General features: G+C 36.7%; 18 protein-coding genes and 1 other annotated feature. Of the genes, 10 read left to right on the forward strand and 8 right to left on the reverse strand.

Translation table 11 applies throughout. The features are described 5' to 3' along the window. Positions 1-166 precede the first annotated feature (166 nt). Positions 167-976: a Cof-type HAD-IIB family hydrolase gene (locus tag T479_RS03365; protein WP_024362517.1), complete on the reverse strand. Its 810-nt coding sequence runs from the start codon at positions 974-976 to the stop codon at positions 167-169. Positions 977-1,100: 124 nt separating this feature from the next. On the opposite strand from T479_RS03365, the gene T479_RS03370 reads away from it, so the two are divergent. Together T479_RS03370 and T479_RS03375 are read left to right on the forward strand one after the other, a co-directional pair. After that, complete coding sequence (locus tag T479_RS03370) at positions 1,101-1,865, forward strand: serine aminopeptidase domain-containing protein (RefSeq protein WP_025218670.1); 765 nt, start codon at positions 1,101-1,103, stop codon at positions 1,863-1,865. Between the two features lie 53 nt (positions 1,866-1,918). Further along, positions 1,919-2,227, forward strand: a complete 309-nt coding sequence (locus T479_RS03375; RefSeq protein WP_024362519.1) for a metal-sulfur cluster assembly factor — start codon at positions 1,919-1,921, stop codon at positions 2,225-2,227. Positions 2,228-2,424: 197 nt separating this feature from the next. Here T479_RS03375 and T479_RS03380 read toward each other — a convergent pair whose 3' ends face one another. Next, on the reverse strand, positions 2,425-3,120 hold the full coding sequence (locus tag T479_RS03380; RefSeq protein WP_024362520.1) for a Crp/Fnr family transcriptional regulator: 696 nt from the start codon (positions 3,118-3,120) through the stop codon (positions 2,425-2,427). Between the two features lie 256 nt (positions 3,121-3,376). Between T479_RS03380 and T479_RS03385 the strand changes: the two genes are divergently transcribed. Further along, the gene (locus T479_RS03385; protein ID WP_080653320.1) at positions 3,377-5,503 is read left to right on the forward strand and encodes an ATP-dependent Clp protease ATP-binding subunit; all 2,127 of its coding nucleotides are present in this window, start codon (positions 3,377-3,379) and stop codon (positions 5,501-5,503) included. Between the two features lie 54 nt (positions 5,504-5,557). Here T479_RS03385 and T479_RS03390 read toward each other — a convergent pair whose 3' ends face one another. Next, a complete protein-coding gene (locus T479_RS03390) occupies positions 5,558-5,752 on the reverse strand; it encodes a YjzD family protein (RefSeq protein ID WP_024362521.1) in 195 nt (64 codons plus the stop codon). A 420-nt stretch (positions 5,753-6,172) separates the two neighbouring features. Here T479_RS03390 and T479_RS03395 point away from each other — a divergent pair, with 420 nt between their 5' ends. From T479_RS03395 to T479_RS03405, 3 genes are all read left to right on the forward strand, one after another. Continuing rightward, entirely contained in the window at positions 6,173-7,111 is a 939-nt protein-coding gene (locus T479_RS03395; protein WP_024362522.1) for a beta-ketoacyl-ACP synthase III, read from the forward strand. A 30-nt stretch (positions 7,112-7,141) separates the two neighbouring features. Then, complete coding sequence (gene fabF / locus T479_RS03400) at positions 7,142-8,383, forward strand: beta-ketoacyl-ACP synthase II (protein ID WP_024362523.1); 1,242 nt, start codon at positions 7,142-7,144, stop codon at positions 8,381-8,383. A gap of 97 nt (positions 8,384-8,480) precedes the next feature. Then, on the forward strand, positions 8,481-8,711 hold the full coding sequence (locus T479_RS03405; protein WP_025218671.1) for a YuzI family membrane protein: 231 nt from the start codon (positions 8,481-8,483) through the stop codon (positions 8,709-8,711). Here the strand turns inward: T479_RS03405 and T479_RS03410 are convergent. Both T479_RS03410 and trpS read right to left on the reverse strand, forming a co-directional pair. Further along, on the reverse strand, positions 8,695-9,003 hold the full coding sequence (locus T479_RS03410) for an immunity protein CdiI family protein (protein WP_025218672.1): 309 nt from the start codon (positions 9,001-9,003) through the stop codon (positions 8,695-8,697). The genes T479_RS03405 and T479_RS03410 overlap by 17 nt on opposite strands. A gap of 15 nt (positions 9,004-9,018) precedes the next feature. After that, complete coding sequence (gene trpS, locus T479_RS03415) at positions 9,019-10,008, reverse strand: tryptophan--tRNA ligase (protein WP_025218673.1); 990 nt, start codon at positions 10,006-10,008, stop codon at positions 9,019-9,021. A 65-nt stretch (positions 10,009-10,073) separates the two neighbouring features. After that, positions 10,074-10,305 (reverse strand) — a binding site (T-box leader). 550 nt (positions 10,306-10,855) lie between these two features. Between trpS and spxA the strand changes: the two genes are divergently transcribed. From spxA to pepF, 4 genes are all read left to right on the forward strand, one after another. Then, positions 10,856-11,251, forward strand: a complete 396-nt coding sequence (spxA, locus tag T479_RS03420; protein WP_024362527.1) for a transcriptional regulator SpxA — start codon at positions 10,856-10,858, stop codon at positions 11,249-11,251. A gap of 432 nt (positions 11,252-11,683) precedes the next feature. Beyond that, positions 11,684-12,352 (forward strand): adaptor protein MecA, encoded by a 669-nt coding sequence (gene mecA, locus T479_RS03425; protein WP_024362528.1) that lies wholly within the window; start codon positions 11,684-11,686, stop codon positions 12,350-12,352. Positions 12,353-12,540: 188 nt separating this feature from the next. Continuing rightward, complete coding sequence (locus T479_RS03430; RefSeq protein ID WP_025218674.1) at positions 12,541-13,659, forward strand: competence protein CoiA; 1,119 nt, start codon at positions 12,541-12,543, stop codon at positions 13,657-13,659. A gap of 144 nt (positions 13,660-13,803) precedes the next feature. Next, the gene (gene pepF, locus T479_RS03435; RefSeq protein WP_024362530.1) at positions 13,804-15,621 is read left to right on the forward strand and encodes an oligoendopeptidase F; all 1,818 of its coding nucleotides are present in this window, start codon (positions 13,804-13,806) and stop codon (positions 15,619-15,621) included. A 615-nt stretch (positions 15,622-16,236) separates the two neighbouring features. Here pepF and T479_RS03440 read toward each other — a convergent pair. The 3 genes from T479_RS03440 to T479_RS03450 form a co-directional block, all read right to left on the reverse strand. Continuing rightward, the gene (locus tag T479_RS03440; protein WP_024362531.1) at positions 16,237-17,046 is read right to left on the reverse strand and encodes a DsbA family protein; all 810 of its coding nucleotides are present in this window, start codon (positions 17,044-17,046) and stop codon (positions 16,237-16,239) included. Then, a complete protein-coding gene (locus tag T479_RS03445; protein ID WP_024362532.1) occupies positions 17,039-17,446 on the reverse strand; it encodes a globin domain-containing protein in 408 nt (135 codons plus the stop codon). The genes T479_RS03440 and T479_RS03445 overlap by 8 nt, the downstream gene beginning before the upstream one ends. 252 nt (positions 17,447-17,698) lie before the next feature. After that, positions 17,699-18,490 carry a lytic transglycosylase domain-containing protein gene (locus T479_RS03450; protein WP_025218675.1) on the reverse strand — a complete coding sequence of 264 codons (792 nt, stop codon included), beginning with the start codon at positions 18,488-18,490 and terminating at the stop codon, positions 17,699-17,701. Between the last annotated feature and the right edge of the window lie 27 nt (positions 18,491-18,517).

The raw sequence follows: 18,517 nt of genomic DNA on the forward strand, positions 1-18,517 counted from the left end.
TAGCATTAGATTCGCTTTTCTAAATCTAGAAGCTTGCCAAAAGCTATAACTTTCTTTACTAGACGTATAAGCATTCAAGTGTACAAATAAAAATCAAATTTTACAAGCATTAGAGATGAAAAGCTTCTACAGAATAAAGTTTGAATAACTGGAAATGATACTTTAACTATGATAATTTTAAGCGTTCAATAAGTATTTTAGCAATGCCATCTTCATTATTTGTTGTTGTAATTTCGTTGGCAATGTTTTTTAAGCTAGGGATTCCATTCCCCATAGCGACTCCAATACCTGCATAATCAATCATTTCTAGATCATTGTCCTCATCGCCAAAAGCGATAATACGTTCACGTGGAATACCTAAATCTTTCGCTACATGTGAAATACCCACTGCTTTATTTAAGCCACGGCGAACAATTTCAATAATGTGAAGTGGAGCACCCCAACGACGATGTTCAATCACTTCAGCATGGACAGCTTGTAAATGGTCGCGAATAATCATAGAATTTACTTCGTTTGCTTGAATTAGTAGACTCGTTGGATTGACTAATAGATTTGTAGAAATATCACCCAATGTAATTTTGGGATTGCCCATGTTAAAAATATTTAAAATCCGATCATCCTCCGTGTGCACATAGATGTCGTCCTTCACTTCAGCAATTATATTTTCATACTCATAGTGATTGACCGAACCAACCACTTCTTTTACAACGCTTAAATCAATCGGTGTATGCATGGTTTGCCAAGCAGCATTTTTAGGGTGGTGGACATAGGCTCCATTAAAATTAACAATCGGTGTTGTTAAACCAAGTTCATGATAGTAGATGTCACTTGCACGATATGGACGACCTGTGGCAATCATAACTTGATGCCCTTGTTCCTTAGCCTGCAATAATGTTTTTTTAGTTTTTGAAGAAATTTGTTGTTGGTCCGTTAATAACGTACCGTCTAAATCTAAAACGATTAAATGCTGTTTCATAGCTTGTTGCCCCTTTCCTATATGTTTGAATAGTATCGCTTTGTTATCCGTTCGTCAAAATTTTGTCACATTGAAAAAAGTTTGCTAACATAAAAATGTCAGACAAAAGTTGGGAGTGACAAGAATGTTTGTAAAGACTGAAATATGGGGACAGATTCCTTTGTTACATATATATACAGACAATATGAATGAAAAAACCCCAGTAGTTATTTTCTTACATGGCTTTATGAGTGCAAAAGAACATAATTTACATTATGCTTACCAGTTGGTAAATAAAGGGGTGCGTGTCCTACTACCAGATGCAAAATTCCATGGTGCACGTAGTGAAGGATTAACAGAGACTCAAATGAATTTACATTTTTGGGACATTGTCTTAAATTCTATTCATGAAGTAAAACAATTATATAAAGAATTAAAGAATAAGCAACTTGTAGCTAGCGATAAAATTGGTGTAGCCGGTACTTCAATGGGAGCCATCGTTACATCTGGCTGTTTAAAGCTTTATGATTGGATACAAACTGCGGCAATATGTATGGGTAGTCCAACTTTTATTAAATTAGGAGCCTACCAATTACAGCAATTGGCTAAAAGTGGTGTAAAGTGGCCGATGTCAGAACAAGAAGTACAAAAAACAAACGCACTTCTCGCAACGTATGATATTAGTTTAACGCCGGAACAGTTTGCTGGACGACCTGTGTTCTTTTGGCATGGTGAGCAAGATAAAACCGTACCATTTCAGGATACGTATGATTTTTATTGTACATTACGTGCATACTATGAAGAAAATCCGAGCAATTTAAAATTTATTGCAGATAAACATGCTGGTCATGCCGTGACACGTGATGGTATGCTAGCAGCAACGGAATGGCTTGCACAGCATTTGGCATAATAAGAAGCATCTGCTATGATTAAGTTAACACTATGTTGGAAGGAGAAATACAAATGGATCAAGATATGAAAGACAGCATGCTAAGTGCATTAGAAAATGTAATTGACCCTGAGCTTGGTATTGATATCGTCAACTTAGGTTTAGTATATGATGTAGAGTTAGATGACGAAGGTTTAGCGACCGTTACAATGACACTGACTTCAATGGGATGCCCAATGGGACCAGTGATTGTTGATCAAGTGAATACAGCTTTAAGTGAACTACCAGAAGTGAAAAGTACAAATGTCAATATTGTATGGAATCCACCTTGGTCAAAAGATAAGATGTCTCGCTATGCGAAAATGGCGTTAGGCGTTCGTTAGGAAATTGGTTTCTTCTAGTGAATAAAAAATCCCTGCTTGCACATAACTGTAAGCGGGGATTTTATATTTAGCTTCCTTCATTTTTTGTTAACAGGCGGAATGTCGGATATACACGGGCATTCTGAAGGGAATTAGTTCAAGCCCCTTGTGAATATATGAAGAAAAAACCAAGATGCAATAAAAGGCTAATTGTTAAATCAATCAATACGGCAAATTTGCAATGGACAATTTTCACAAGCAATTTCATCTTTTAAATATTGCAAATCTATAATCGTAATATAGCCTTTTTCGAAGGATAGAATATGATGCTTTTTTAAATCGTTCAACATACGGTTAATCATTTCTCTACTTGTTGCACACAAGTTCGCAATCTCAGAGTTTGTTAATGGAAAATCAATAAAAATTGACCCATCTTCTAATGGCTTACCGTACGTATTCGAAAGGCGAATAAGCGTTGAAAATAAAGCACCTTTTTTACCGTTTAATACTAAATCGCGTAGACGACTTTGGTATTTTAAATTTTCTGTTTGCAACCACTTCATATACTCTACCATTAATTGCGGTTGCTCAACTAATAGGTGCTCTAATGATTTACGACTTAAAACATATAACGTGGAAGATTCTAAAACTTTTGCCGTCATCGAAAAATACGTGAGGTTACAAAATAATGAACCCTCGCCAATTATACTATCAGGACCGCAAATTCGAACGGTTAATTCTTTGCCGCTCTCGGTTTCCTGACTAATCGAAATAGCGCCTGTTTTAATATAATATATTTCTTTAGCACGTTCTCCTTCTAAGAAAATTTTACTATCCTTATTCACTTTGATGAAAACGCCATTATTTTGAAAAAGAGCCTTTATTTTCTCTTGTGTACTATCCTTTAGTACCATATATCAAACACATCTCTTTCTTTTTGTAATAAAAATTACCTGTATTACAAAAGGATGATGATAATCATTTCGATATACTAAAACAACGAAACATACCACTATTATAGCGTAATTTCCCACTGGCCAGTGTAAAATTTTTGAGCTTTTTTTTTGCTTGGCTTTGTCGATTGTTGTAAAATAAAGTTAGTCAAAAAAGGTCAAACTTTCATAAAACAAAATTAGGATAAAAATATGAAAAGGGAAGAGGAGTGCTATTATGCAATTTCAACAAACAGATGATAAAAAACCATTAGAGCAATTTGGTCGTAACTTAGTCGAAGAAGTAAAAAACGGCAAAATGGATCCCGTCATTGGGCGTGATGAAGAAATTCGTAATGTCATTCGAATTTTAACACGTAAAACAAAAAATAACCCTGTGTTAATTGGTGAACCTGGGGTTGGTAAAACAGCCATCGTAGAAGGCTTGGCACAACGTATTGTTAAAGGTGATGTGCCAGAAGGTTTAAAAGAGTGCGTGCTATATGAGCTGGATATGAGTGCATTAATAGCTGGTGCAAGTTATCGTGGGCAATTTGAAGAACGATTAAAAGGTGTGCTAAAAGAAGTGAAAGAATCTGAAGGGCGCATTATTTTATTTATCGATGAAATTCATACAATTGTTGGTGCGGGTAAAACGGATGGTGCAATGGATGCAGGTAATATGTTAAAGCCAATGCTTGCACGTGGTGAACTTCATTGTATAGGAGCGACTACATTAGACGAATATCGTATGTATATTGAAAAAGATCCTGCTTTAGAACGTCGCTTCCAACAAGTGCTTGTACGTGAACCATCTATTGAAGATACCGTTTCGATTTTACGTGGTTTAAAAGAACGTTTTGAACTACATCATGCAGTGCGCATTCATGACCGAGCAATTGTAGCTGCTGCTGAGCTTTCAAATCGCTATATTACGGAACGTTTTTTACCAGATAAAGCGATTGATTTAATCGATGAGGCATGTGCGATGATTCGAACAGAAATTGATTCGATGCCACAAGAGCTAGATGCGGTGACTCGTCGTATTATGCAGTTAGAAATTGAAGAACAAGCATTGCGTAAGGAAAAGGACGAGGCGAGTAAAAAACGTCTTGAACAATTACAAGAAGAGTTAACAAAGCTTAAAAGTTCATCCGAAGGCATGCGTCAACAATGGGAAGCAGAGAAAGAAACACTGCAAGGTATCCAGAAAAAACGTGAGTCACTAGATAAGTACCGTCGTGATTTAGACGAAGCGGAAAGTAAATATGATTTAAATAAAGCAGCGGAATTACGACATGGGAAAATTCCTGCACTTGAAAAAGAAATTCAAGAGATGGAAAAGCAATTAGAAAACGGTAGTGAGACACGTATTTTACGTGAAGAAGTGACTTCGGAAGAGATTGCTTCTATTGTATCTCGTTGGACAGGTATCCCTGTTACAAAGTTAGTTGAAGGGGAACGTGAGAAATTATTGCGTTTAAAAGATACGTTACATGAACGGGTGGTAGGGCAAGATAATGCTGTTCAACTTGTTACAGAAGCGGTTTGGCGTGCAAGAGCAGGCATTAAAGACCCACATCGTCCAATTGGTAGCTTCTTATTCCTAGGGCCAACGGGTGTTGGTAAAACAGAGCTAGCTAAAGCACTTGCTGCACAGCTATTTGATTCAGAGGAGCATTTTATTCGTATTGATATGAGTGAATATATGGAGAAACATAGTGTATCACGTCTCGTAGGTGCACCTCCCGGCTATATTGGCTATGAAGAAGGCGGTCAATTAACAGAAGCTGTTCGCCGTAATCCTTATTCTGTCGTTTTACTCGATGAAATTGAAAAGGCGCATCCAGATGTAGCGAACATATTATTGCAAATTTTAGATGATGGTCGCATTACAGATAGTCAAGGACGAATGGTTAACTTTACAAATACCGTTGTAATTTTAACATCTAATATTGGTTCTAGCTATTTAATGGAGGCACAAAAAGATGATCCGGCAGTAGAAGATTTAGTGATGGCAGCACTACGTCAACACTTTAAACCAGAGTTATTAAACCGAATGGATGATATTATTCTGTTCCATGCGTTATCAGAAGAACATTTTACAGCGATTGCTTGGAAATATGTTGAGCAGCTTGTAAAACGTGTAGCTGAACAGGAAATTACGTTAGATGTCGCACAAGACGTCATAGATTGGGTTGTCGAGCAAGGTGCAGATCCACAGTTTGGGGCTCGTCCGTTAAAACGATTTGTGCAACGTTATATTGAAACAGCGGTTGCCAAGGAGTTATTACGTGGTGAAGTACTGCCTGGAGAAACTTTGCATATTAAAATGTGTGATGGTCAGTGTGTAGTGGAAAAATAATAAATAGAAAAAAACCTGTCTCGCACTAGGCGAGACAGGTTTTTTATAATTTGATTAATGATGGTCTGCAGCTTCTGGAGTTGGCTCGTTTGGAATGATTGCGCCAATAACAAAAATTAGTACAGAGAATACAACTGAAAGAATCGCACCAGTTTGGAAATCAAATGGTACTCCGATTACAGCACTTACTACGTAGTTTAACATGGAAACTAGTAAGAATGACCATATGAACGTTACGATATATTGCATTAATTTCACCTCAACCGAACTATTTTATTACATATACATTATCATATCATAACATAAGTCGAAAAAAAAAGAACCTTTTATCAAAAAGTGATGTATTGTGTTTTGTGATTTATGGCAATTTTGTCACAACAAAGTAGTAGAGTGCGCAACGCAAAGTGTTTGCGGCGATTTGCATGGTTTTAGTGGTGCAACGCAAAGTGTTCGTAGCGATTTGCACAGTTTTACCAGCGATTCACAAAGTCCCTGCTGTACAGAACAGAAGTGTCACCAACGAAAACGTGAATTGAACTATCGAAAGCTATGTGAAGTACAAGCATTTGCTATACTAATTTTAAATCATCTTGCACCATTCCTTAATTATGAGTTATAATTATGACCAGTTACTAATAATTGATAGTAAGAAAGCAGAGGGGTTGCTATATGAACGCAGGTATTATAGGTTTAGGCAGATACGTTCCTGAAAAGGTCGTGACGAATTTTGACTTAGAAAAAATTATGGATACGTCGGATGAATGGATTCGAACTCGTACTGGAATTGAAGAACGTCATTTTGCTGCAGATAATCAAGAAACTTCAGATTTAGCAGTAGCTGCTGCGAAAGATGCTATAGCCAAAGCAGGTATTACGCCTGAAGAAATAGGATTAATACTTGTAGCAACTGTAACGCAAGATCAAACATTTCCTAGTGTAGCATGTATGGTTCAAGAGCAAATTGGTGCGGTAAATGCAGCAGCAATGGACCAAGCAGCGGCTTGTGCAGGATTTATATATAGCTTAGTGACAGCAAAACAATTTGTAGAATCAAATGCTTATAAATATGTCTTAGTAGTAGGTGTTGAAAAGCTGTCAAAAGTCATTAATTGGGAAGATCGTAATACGGCTGTTTTATTTGGTGATGGTGCTAGTGCTGCCATTGTTGGCCCAGTATCAGAAGGTAGAGGGATTTTATCATTTGAGCTTGGGGCAGACGGTACAGGCGGCAAACATCTATATTTAACGCAACAGGATACAATTGCGATGAACGGTCGCGAAGTATTTAAGTTTGCTGTACGCCAAATGGGTGAATCAGCAGTAAATGTATTAGATAAAGCAGGTTTAACAAAAGAAGAAGTTGATTTTCTAATTCCGCATCAAGCGAATATTCGAATTATGGAATCGGCACGTGAACGTTTAGCATTACCAGCGGAAAAAATGTCAAAAACGATTCACAAATATGGCAATACATCGGCTGCTTCTATTGGTATTTCTTTAGTAGAAGAGCTTGAAGCAGGTAAGATAAAAGATGATGATCTATTAGTACTTGTCGGTTTTGGCGGTGGCTTAACATGGGGTGCCGTTGCATTAAGATGGGGAAAATAAAAACGATAATTGCTTGAGAGGAGTAAGACAATGAGTAAACGACGAGTAGTAATTACAGGAATTGGCGCAGTAACACCACTAGGTAATAGCATCGAAGAAACATGGGCAAACATTAAAGCTGGTAAATCAGGCGTTGGTGAATTAACACGCTTAAATAAAGACCTATTCGCTGCAAAAATCGCGGCTGAAGTAAAAGACTTTGATATTGAAAAGTATATTGAACGTAAAGAAGCTCGTAAAATGGATCGTTTCACGCACTATGCACTAGCTGCGTCAATTATGGCGATGGAAGATGCACAGCTTACAATCGATGAAGAGTTAGCACCGCGTGCAGGTGTATGGATTGGCTCTGGTATCGGTGGTATGGAAACATATGAACAACAATTTCTAACATTCCAAGAGCGTGGCGCACGTCGTGTTAGTCCATTCTTTATTCCAATGATGATTCCAGATATGGCTTCAGGTCAAGTATCTATTCACTTTGGTGCGAAAGGAATCAACTCTTGTTCAGTAACAGCTTGTGCATCAGGTACGAACTCAATCGGTGATGCATTTAAAGTAATTGAGCGTGGAGATGCAGATGTGATGATTTCTGGTGGAGCCGAATCACCAATCGTGACGATGGCAGTGGCAGGCTTCTGTGCAAATACAGCATTATCTTTAAATACGGATCCTCAAACAGCTTCTCGACCATTTGATAAAAACCGTGACGGCTTTATTATTGGTGAAGGTGCCGGAATTGTTATTTTAGAAGAATATGAACATGCAAAAGCGCGTGGCGCAAAAATTTATGCTGAAGTTCTTGGTTACGGTTCAACTGGCGATGCGCATCATATTACTGCACCAGCTCCAGAAGGTGAAGGTGCTGCACGTGCAATGACGCAAGCATTACAAGATGGTGGCGTAGACCCTTCACAAGTAGGCTACATTAATGCACACGGAACAAGTACACCGTACAACGATTTATTTGAAACACAAGCTGTAAAAACTGCCTTTGGTGAACATGCTTATAAATTAGCAATGAGTTCTACTAAATCGATGACAGGTCACTTATTAGGTGCTGCTGGTGGTGTTGAAGCGATTTTTACAGCACTAGCATTGAAAGAGGGCATTTTACCTCCAACAATTAACCTAACTGAGCCAGACCCTGAGTGCGATTTAGATTATGTACCAAATGAAGCGCGTAAGGCGAACATTGAATATGCAATGAGTAATTCTCTTGGTTTTGGTGGTCATAACGCAAGTCTATTATTCAAAAAAATAGAGGAATAATGAAAAAACGTCAGCCTAATTTACAAGGCTGACGTCTTTTTTTTAAAGTTAGCGAATAGAAAAGAAAGTAAGAAGAAATAGAAAGGATGCCGTTTATTTGTTTCGTCTTTTTATATTTTTAATGAGCTATGGCTTAATGATACTTTCTATTGGCAATTTAATTTTATATTTGAACTATCGGACACTTGGTTATTCTTGGTCAGTAGTCTTAAAATTTATCATGCACACAACTGAGTTTTATATCGCCATTGGAGCTTGTATTGTTCTTTGTAGTGTTGTGCTCGACTTTGGTTTCGATAAAACAGCGAATCTTAAAGATAAGACTTGAATATCACAGGCATGGCGAATGCTTCTGCTACTTTTTTGGCCAAGTCTTCACCTTGTACATCATGGCTTTTCGCTAAAGTATCCATACCATCAATAAATGAATCTGTTTCAAGGTCAATCCATTCGCCGAAGTTACACATCCATGTTGTCAGCTCCGTTAATAGGGACTCGTCTAAAGGCAGTTGCTCTAATTCTAAATTGGCGTGACAATGGCCACACCATAATGGATCTGCACCAAAGTCACCTTCTAATAGAAGGGTTTTGATTGTTTGATGACAATGTTCACAGAGCATATGTTAATTCCTTTCTTAGCGGTTTGTGCGGCCTAAGCCCATTGCTTGTTCCATACGCTTTAAAGTTGCGCTTGCAATAGCATTTGCTTTTTCTGCACCTTCATCCAAAATAATGTCCAGTTCAGATGACTCTACAAGGTTATAAAATCTTTCTTGAATTGGTGTTAGGTGGTCGATTACTGCTGAAGCGACACCTTGTTTGAAGCCACCGTATCCGATGCCTTCATACTTTTTCACCAAATCTTCAATTGCTACACCTGAAATAGCGGATTCAATCGTTAGTAAGTTTGAAACACCTGGTTTATTTTCAACATCAAATGCCACAATACCATCAGAGTCAGTGACAGCAGATTTGATTTTTTTCTCGATATCTTTTGCTGTATCTAAAAGTTTAATCGTTGCTTTTGTATTTGGATCAGATTTGCTCATTTTTTTTGTAGGTTCTTGTAATGATTTAATACGAGCTCCAGCTTTTGGTAATTGGATTTCAGGAATCGTTAACACTTCACCATAACGTTTGTTAAAGCGCTCTGCAAGGTCACGTGTTAGCTCAATATGCTGTTTTTGATCATCCCCTACAGGAACAATATTCGTGTTATATAATAAAATATCAGCCGCCATTAATGGTGGATAGGTTAAAAGAGCTGCTGAAACAGTTTCTTTACCATGTGATTTATCTTTAAACTGTGTCATACGCTCTAGTTCACCAATAGAAGTGACACATTGTAGCATCCATCCCGCTTGTGCATGAGCTGGTACTTCAGATTGAATGAATAACGTTGACTTTTGAGGGTCAATTCCAGTCGCAATATAAGTAGCCGCTAAATTACGGATGTTTTGACGTAACTCTTTTGGATCTTGCGCAACAGTAATGGCATGTTGGTCAACGATACAGTAAATAGCATTCCCTTCATGCTGTAGTGCTGGGAATTGCTTGAATGCACCAAGATAATTGCCTAATGTTACAATACCTGTTGGCTGTACGCCTGAAAAAATAGTTGTCATAATTAGTTCCTCCTCGGGGTTCGAAAAATAAAAAAACATCATGCGTCCTCATTAGAATAAACTAATGAAGGGACGAATGATGTTCGAATCCGCGGTACCACCCTGCTTACCTTAAAAGGCCACTTTGCTTCGTAACGTGAAGGGACGAGCTTTGCTAATGGGGTCAAGTGAAGACTTGAACGTTCACAAAGCTAACTCGGAAGTCCATTCCAAATGCATACATGGTCTGTTTCCAGCAACCACAGACTCTCTATACATGTATATTGCAAATGTACTACTCTTCGTCAGCGTTTTTAACTACACTATTTAATGTGTAGAGAGTGTCTTTTCGAGAACAACAATCAAAAAACTGTTGACCATCCAGACTGGCGCAAATGCGCTTCTCTTGTTGCACAAAATTATAGTATAAAGACTTAGTTAAATGCAAGCCTGTAAATTCAGTCTTATGACTGAAATTTTTTGTGTTGTAAAAAAAGGAAACCAATATTATCTAAAGTACGTCTTAATTGTACACGTCTACATGACATTATTCTCGTTTGTGTTTTTTAATTGAGAACAACTAGTTTCGAGAAATTCATGTTTAAAATGACTTGTTACTGGGAATATTATTATTAGTTCATTGGACATACCAAGAAAGTGAATACTTAATTGAATACATTAAGGTAGTATTAATAGACAGAATATTTTGTAACAAAGTCATATATCCTGTATTCTTTTTTTCCTTGGAACTATATTCAAATACAGCAGAGTGCTGTATAATGGAACTGTAGATTTACATTACATTAATTCTAATTTAAGAAATTGGTTTATAGATAACGAATACAAATAGAAAGGATGTGTCAGTATGATAGTTACTTTATTTACATCACCAAGTTGTACGTCTTGTCGTAAAGCAAAAGCATGGTTAGAGGAGCATGAAATTCCTTATACAGAACGTAATATTTTTTCTGAACCGTTAAGCATTAGTGAAATCAAAGAGATTTTACGAATGACGGAGGATGGAACAGACGAAATTATTTCCACTCGTTCTAAGATATTCCAAAAATTGAATGTAGATGTTGAGAGCTTACCTTTACAACGCTTATATGAATTAATTCAAGAATATCCTGGATTATTACGCCGACCAATAATTTTAGATGAGAAAAGACTGCAAGTAGGCTATAACGAAGATGAAATTCGACGATTTTTACCGCGTAAGGTTAGAGCTTATCAATTACAAGAAGCACAGCGTATGGTGAACTAAAACCCACTTAGACTGCATAGAATGATGTAGTAGGTGTTACAAATGCAAAAGCATGTTGTGACATCTATTTTTTTATGTTTTACTTATGTAAAAACCTTCATTCAAAACTAATATTTAATAGGTAAAAGTCATATATTTCCGTAAAAGTATGTTAAACTTGATTTAATACAAATAGTTTACTACAATTTCAATTATTCAAATATCTTCTTTGAAACGGTGTATATCCTTTTCATTTTATGAAAGAACAGCATACAATAGAATTAGAGACAACTGTGACCAAAAAAATTACGATTACGGTTGCTCGATGATTTTCTGTGGTGTGGTCAAAGGTTGAAAAACAAAGGAGTATGAAGGTTAAAAACAATGAATCAAAGCATACTAATGAAATAATACTGTTTTTCGACAAATGACAGTGAAGGGAGATGAGGTCTAGTGGACATCGAACGTGTAAATGAGAATACACTCAAGCTCTTTATTACGTACAATGATATAGAGGATCGCGGCTATAGTCGTGAAGAAATTTGGTACAACCGAGCAAAGGGTGAACAACTTTTTTGGGATATGATTGATGAAGTGAACACTGAAGATTATTTTGATGTAGAAGGTCCGATTTGGATTCATATCAATGCGTCAGAAGTAGGCTTAGAAATCATTGTCACACGTGCACATATTTTAAAAGACGGTGAAACATTAGATGGTCATTCACATTTTGATGAACAAAAAAGTATGTTTGCCCCATTTGACGAAGTTGGAGAGGATCTACTTAGTCAATTAACTCAATTTGGTGACATGGATGAATCAGAGTTATTTATGGATACAGACATTTATGTTTATAAATTTAAAGATATTGATGAGTTAATCCCCGTTGCAAAACGGATGACAGATGACTTAGTGGATTCCTCATTATTCAAATATGAAGGTAGTTACTATCTTGTAGTAGACTTTGCGAATGCAGACGATGATTTAAATCGTCATGATAAAAACGCGATTATTAAAGAGTTTTTAAGCCCTTCTAATTTCACAATTCATCGCCTTGAGGAATATGGCGAAAAAATTATGGAATACGATTGCTTTGAAACTGTACGAAAATATTTTAGTTAACATCTTCATGCTTCTGATTATCAGAGGCTTTCAGACTGTAGACACACTCAAAATGAGTAGGACTACAGTCTTTTTTTACGTTTTCAGATAAAGGAGCTAAAGATAACTCAAATTTCAAAGAAAAGCACATCATTAGTTGGCGTATAGAAAAACTTTTACTACAATGAGGCAAAAAGGAGAAGGATAACATGCTTATTGCCTATACAGACAAACAGCAATTATTTATTTCCTATCAACATTCAAGACAAGCTTTACGACAACTTCGCCAGCAATTACAATTTTTTTGTCCACAGTGTCAACAGCCTGTACAATTAAAAATTGGTAAGCTGAATATCCCGCATTTTGCACATATTATTAACGATTGTCATCATCGATTTGCGGAAGGGGAATCAGAGCTCCATTTACAAGGGAAAATTCAATTATTTGAATGGTTGCAGGCACGTGGGCATAGAGTAAAGCTGGAGCCATTTTTAAGGACACTATCGCAAAGGCCCGATTTACTACTGCAAGGTGAGCATCAGCAGATTGCCATTGAATATCAATGTAGTGCGATAACAAAAGAAAACTGGCAACGACGTACAGCAGGTTATGAAAAGCATAACATTCAAGCATTATGGCTTTTTCAAACACCACAGAAAAAATATACTACAAATGCAATTCAAAAAATTAGAATTTCCCCTATCCATCAAAATGCAATTGCTTATTCATCCAACAATGTGCCGTATTTAGTTACATATGATGCGAGAGCAGCAAAATTTAATTATTGGACGAATCTACTTTATGTTCACGGGCATACTTTTATAGCGAAAGTACTCTCGATTCCACTCAGCAAACAGCAATTCCCATTCTATGAGCCTAAGCCGATTACACATGAATCATTTACTATATACAAGGAGATATATATAAGATTGTGTCAACGGTATGTAATGCAAAAATTATTGCGAAGTCGAAAGGGAGTTCAAGATCGTTTTCTACGGAGTTGCTATGAACAAAATTTTTCGGTGAATGCACTGCCTCAATACATTGGTATACCTGTTAAAAATGCAAGGGCTATTCCGATGTTCTCAATTGAATGGCAAGCAATTTTATTAAATTATTGCAGGGAATTACAATTGCTACCGTATGAGTTAAGGCAAGAAGATATTCGACTGTTTCTAAAGCTTCTTAATGTGGAGCCAACTGAAATGGGCGTGCAAGCTGTTGAAAACTATGGAAACTTGTTAGGCCATCGTTTTTATCAAATGGATTGCGCTAGTGCGATATGGAAGCGAGTATATACCTATATGTATAATCAACCGTTTGTTTAAATCCCTTCATGGAGCTAATGTATCGCTGTGGATAATCAAACTGGGATTTTGATGAGTTGAGCTACAGGGTATTATTTGCAATTGTCGCAATATATTGAGAAAATATGAGAGTACAGGAAAGTCATATATAAAGGGGGCTGGCTCATGGCTAGTAACAGTAATCGAGTTTTAATGAGAAATGAAATACCAGTAGAGTTAACTTGGCGATTGGAAGATATTTTTGCAACGGATACACTATGGGAAGAGGAATTTAAGAAAGTCGCAGAACTTTCGAAAGAAGCATCTAGCTATGCAGGTACTTTAAAAAATGGTGCAGATGCCTTATTAGCTGTACTAACTTATTACGATAAAATTTATCAACGTACAATGAGACTCTATACGTATGCGCATATGCGATATGATCAAGATACAACGAATAGCTTTTATCAAGATATGAATAGTCGAATTCAAACGTTAGCGACAAATATTTCAGCAGCACTTTCATTTTTAACACCTGAAATTTTATCACTAAGCGAAGAAACAATTGAATCCTATTTAGCTGATAATCAGGATTTACAATTATATAAGCAATCATTAAAAGAAATTTCAATGACCCGTCCACATGTTCTACCAGCAGAACAAGAAGCATTACTTGCACAAATGGCAGAGGTGACAGGCACTGCTTCCAATACATTTAGTATGTTAAATAATGCGGACTTAGTTTTCCCTACAGTTAAAAACGAGGATGGGGAAGAAGTTCAACTAACACATGGTAATTACATTAAGTTTTTAGAAAGTAAAAATCGATCTGTACGTGAAGCAGCATTTAAAGCGATGTATGAAACGTATGGTCATTTTAAAAACACATTCGCTGCTACATTGACAGGTAATGTAAAAAAACATAATGTCAGTGCACGAGTGCGTCATTATGAATCGGCACGACATGCGGCATTGTCCAATAACTTTATCCCAGAAAGTGTCTACGATCAGTTAGTAGAGACTATTCATAAACATCTACCAACTATGCAACGTTATATTGCATTACGTAAAAAGTTATTAGGTGTAGATGAGTTGCATATGTGGGATTTATTTACACCACTAGTGCAAGAAGTAGATATGAAAGTTCCTTATGAGGAAGCTAAAGACATTTTAGTGAAAGCGTTAGCCCCACTCGGAAAAGAATATCAAGACATTGTCCAAAGTGGTTTCGATAATCGTTGGGTTGATGTTAAGGAAAATAAAGGTAAACGTAGTGGCGCGTATTCATCAGGTGCTTACGGTACGAATCCTTATATTTTAATGAACTGGCAAGACAATGTGGATAACTTATTTACATTGGCGCATGAGTTTGGGCATAGTGTCCATAGTTATTATACTCGTAATAATCAGCCTTTTGTTTATGGAGATTATTCCATTTTCGTGGCCGAAGTGGCGTCTACATGCAATGAGGAATTATTGAATGATTATCTGTTGAAAACAATAGAAGATCCGCAGCAAAAAATATATTTATTAAACCATTGGCTAGACGGTTTCCGTAGCACAGTATTCCGTCAAACAATGTTTGCAGAATTTGAACATTTAATTCATCAGATGGATAAAAACGGAGAATCGTTAACAGCGGAACGTTTAACGGAAGTGTATTATAACTTGAATAAGCAATATTTCGGTGAGGATATGGTAGTTGATGAGGAAATTGGTCTGGAATGGGCTCGCATTCCGCATTTCTATTACAATTACTACGTCTATCAATATGCTACTGGTAAATCCGCAGCTACGGCATTAAGTAAGCAAATATTAGAGGAGGGTGCTCCTGCTGTAGAACGTTATATTAATAACTTCTTGAAAGCTGGATGCTCAGATTTCCCGATTGAAGTGCTTAAGGCTGCAGGTGTTGATATGAATGTAGCTAAACCAATTGATGATGCTTGTAAAGTATTTGAACAACGCTTAAATGAATTGGAAAAATTATTGTTGAATAATTAATAGGTATGGCTGTAGTAACATTACTACAGCCATTTTCTATTTTATGTAGAAATTGGCTTTCGAGAAAAAAGTAAATAATAATGTTTTTCTTTGATTTACAAATGATTAAAAGTTTCCATCTTGAAAAAATACTGTACTGTAATCGCTTTCTATATGACAAATTTGTGAATCTAAAGCAGGATTCATTGCTAAATTTATTATTCCATGATAAAGTGAATCTTGTGAAATAAATCACAAAACAAACATACACCCCTTTGTTTGAACGTGAACATTTCTCCCATCCCCTTTGTGAAAAAGAGGCGTCTCTATCTGTCGAGGATAGTGGCGCCTCTTTTATTATAGTTCTTTCCTGCTAATTCTTTATACGTTCCATGTCTTTTGTAGTTTTTTTCTTAGCGCTTCTTTAACTAAGGTGAATAGATTGGTTTTAACTTGATAATAAGCCGAAAGATGGAATCATGTTGCTTTCATATAAGGTTTTAGTATCACTGCCTTTGACCTACAATAGGCACTTCCTATAATGAAAGATTATAACGTTATGAAATAAAAAAAAGAATAGGACTCAGTTATAAAATGGTTGAGTTCCTATCCTTTTGGAATAAAAGTATAATTGCATTATTTAATACGCCACAGTGTAGCGTGATCTGTTTGAATACGTTCAATCTTTTGTTGAAGCATACGTTTTTTTAACTCACGTTCTGCTGCTTGTTCTGTTAAGGAATAAATAAATGCTATGTCATTTGTAGAAAGTGTATGGTACTTTAAAAATAATTCTTCAATAGTGGGTAACGGTTGGCGAATTAACTGTTCATTCATCATTTCTTGTAAAATATGTTCATAAACTTCATAGTCATAGCTACCGCTCACTTTTAGCCCTTCATCCTCAATGCACTCATTGAAAAATACAATACTAGGTACTTCATCAACTTCCATTTCTCTTTTTATATAAAGGTCGCATTGGAATGCACGTGCGGCTTCTTTTGAACCGAAATCGACAGTGAATTCATTCATATCTAACTGTACTTCCTCTGCAATTTTTAACAGCGTTGCATAGGAATTAACATCCTGATAATTCAGCAAAACATATTCTTGTAATTTTGACAAATAACGAGCGCCTGAACGTTTACCCTGTAATTCTGCCGCCTTTATGGCAATAGAGGGTAACACAGGGTGATTAATATCCAGTTCAATCCCTGATTCACAGCCCTTCATGCGCTTACTCAAACAATTAAGTGAAGAGAGCTCTGTGCTTAACACAAAGCGCCATGAAAAATAATGATTATACTCTAGTTGTAGTTTACGAATGATGGATTGCATACTAAAAGCTTCAGGACAAAGTGGATCTACGAAAATATACAATTCAATTGGCTTATTGGCAGTAGAAATCGTCGGTGTTGGTTCTTGCAACATTTGAATATTATTCACGTAATAATTCCCCCTCATCGTCATTAGGTGTATTAATCATGTGATGAGCTGTTAAAACTAAACGTTGGTAGTAGGTTTCACGGAACTTCCCTTCCAAACCAACCTCATCCATCGCTTCAGCCATACACTCTAGCCAAGCCTGGGCACGATCAGGTGTGATTGGAAAATTCATATGACGCGCACGCATCATTGGATGTCCATGCTCTTCTGTAAAAAGATTTGGACCCCCTAAATATTGTGTTTGAAATTGAATTTGCTTGCGGGCTGTCTCTGTCAAATCTTTAGGGAAGATTGGCATAAGATCAGGATGCTGTGCAACTCTTTTATAGAACGCATGTATGAGTTCAGAAAGTTTTTCAGCTCCAAGCTCCTCATAAGGAACAGTGTATTTTCGACTCATAAGTAAATGCTCCTTTTATTCTTTATAAGAAGTATATCGTAAAGTACAAATCAATATGTTCATGTACCATTTTATCTAATACTTTGTTGAATTGAAAAATGTGAATATCTTGTGACTACCTTCATTCTATCAACGTCCATTCGTTTACACAAACAAAGAGCACTTTGAAAATGTTTTCGATAGAAAAGCACAAATTTCACCAACGAGGGTGAAATTTGCTGAAAAAGACTGTAATTACAGGCTTTATGCGATTTAAACAGTGTAATAATTCATCACTTTTTTGACATAATTCTGCGTTTCTTTAAATGGTGGAATGCCATTATATTTTGTTACGCGAGAAGCTCCAGCGTTATAAGCGGCCAAAGCCAGTGTTGGATCATTATCAAATTTATCAAGCATTTGGCGTAAATATTTGGCTCCAGCCATAATATTTTGCTCGGGATCAAATGAATTCGTTACACCTAAATATTGGGCTGTCTTAGGCATTAATTGCATTAAGCCTTGAGCGCCTGCATGACTGACAGCGAATGTGTTAAAGTTGGACTCTTGCTTGATAACGGCAGCAATAAGCTTAGCTGGTACATTATAAGTAGCCGCAGCCTTATCGATAATTGCGGCATATTGGTTAGCTCCAGCAAGTGAATTTGCATAGGCAGTCGAGCCAATCACATCGTCTGATACATAGGAATCTAGCTTAGTGCTGGCTTGCATGTTTGATAATGTTGCTTGGAGAGAGGCGGGAATATACACAGAATTCGTTCCATTATAGAGCAATGATTGGAGCGAACTATTTGTATTTCCACCAGTCATACCTGTTAAGCTACTAAGCTGGTCCATAAAGTTGGCAGAGCCCGAAGAACTCATGCCAAGGAGGCTAGATAATTTTGCGTTGTTCGTTGTTGTCGCATCGCCTAACATTTCTTCAATCATATCAGAAAAGATAGAATTGCTGTTTGTGAAAGAATTTGGTGAAGTATTTCCCGTAGAACCTAATGTTTGTAGTGCTTGGATTTCAAGCATTGTTCTCAAAGATTGGATATCCAATGAGCTGGTCACCCTTTCGTATTGTAA

Origin of the sequence: Lysinibacillus sphaericus (genome assembly GCF_000600105.1) — a bacterium.
Taxonomy (GTDB): Bacteria; Bacillota; Bacilli; order Bacillales_A; family Planococcaceae; genus Lysinibacillus; species Lysinibacillus sphaericus.

What these genes read in the sequence shown, in the direction of transcription:
- T479_RS03410 (WP_025218672.1), bottom strand. Translation starts at nt 9,003, where the DNA reads ATGCTCTGTGAACATTGTCATCAAACAATCAAAACCCTTCTATTAGAA.
- fabF (WP_024362523.1), top strand. Translation starts at nt 7,142, where the DNA reads ATGAGTAAACGACGAGTAGTAATTACAGGAATTGGCGCAGTAACACCA.
- T479_RS03385 (WP_080653320.1), top strand. Translation starts at nt 3,377, where the DNA reads ATGCAATTTCAACAAACAGATGATAAAAAACCATTAGAGCAATTTGGT.
- T479_RS03395 (WP_024362522.1), top strand. Translation starts at nt 6,173, where the DNA reads ATGAACGCAGGTATTATAGGTTTAGGCAGATACGTTCCTGAAAAGGTC.
- trpS (WP_025218673.1), bottom strand. Translation starts at nt 10,008, where the DNA reads ATGACAACTATTTTTTCAGGCGTACAGCCAACAGGTATTGTAACATTA.
- T479_RS03365 (WP_024362517.1), bottom strand. Translation starts at nt 976, where the DNA reads ATGAAACAGCATTTAATCGTTTTAGATTTAGACGGTACGTTATTAACG.
- T479_RS03390 (WP_024362521.1), bottom strand. Translation starts at nt 5,752, where the DNA reads ATGCAATATATCGTAACGTTCATATGGTCATTCTTACTAGTTTCCATG.
- pepF (WP_024362530.1), top strand. Translation starts at nt 13,804, where the DNA reads ATGGCTAGTAACAGTAATCGAGTTTTAATGAGAAATGAAATACCAGTA.
- T479_RS03380 (WP_024362520.1), bottom strand. Translation starts at nt 3,120, where the DNA reads ATGGTACTAAAGGATAGTACACAAGAGAAAATAAAGGCTCTTTTTCAA.
- T479_RS03430 (WP_025218674.1), top strand. Translation starts at nt 12,541, where the DNA reads ATGCTTATTGCCTATACAGACAAACAGCAATTATTTATTTCCTATCAA.
- T479_RS03370 (WP_025218670.1), top strand. Translation starts at nt 1,101, where the DNA reads ATGTTTGTAAAGACTGAAATATGGGGACAGATTCCTTTGTTACATATA.
- T479_RS03375 (WP_024362519.1), top strand. Translation starts at nt 1,919, where the DNA reads ATGGATCAAGATATGAAAGACAGCATGCTAAGTGCATTAGAAAATGTA.
- T479_RS03445 (WP_024362532.1), bottom strand. Translation starts at nt 17,446, where the DNA reads ATGAGTCGAAAATACACTGTTCCTTATGAGGAGCTTGGAGCTGAAAAA.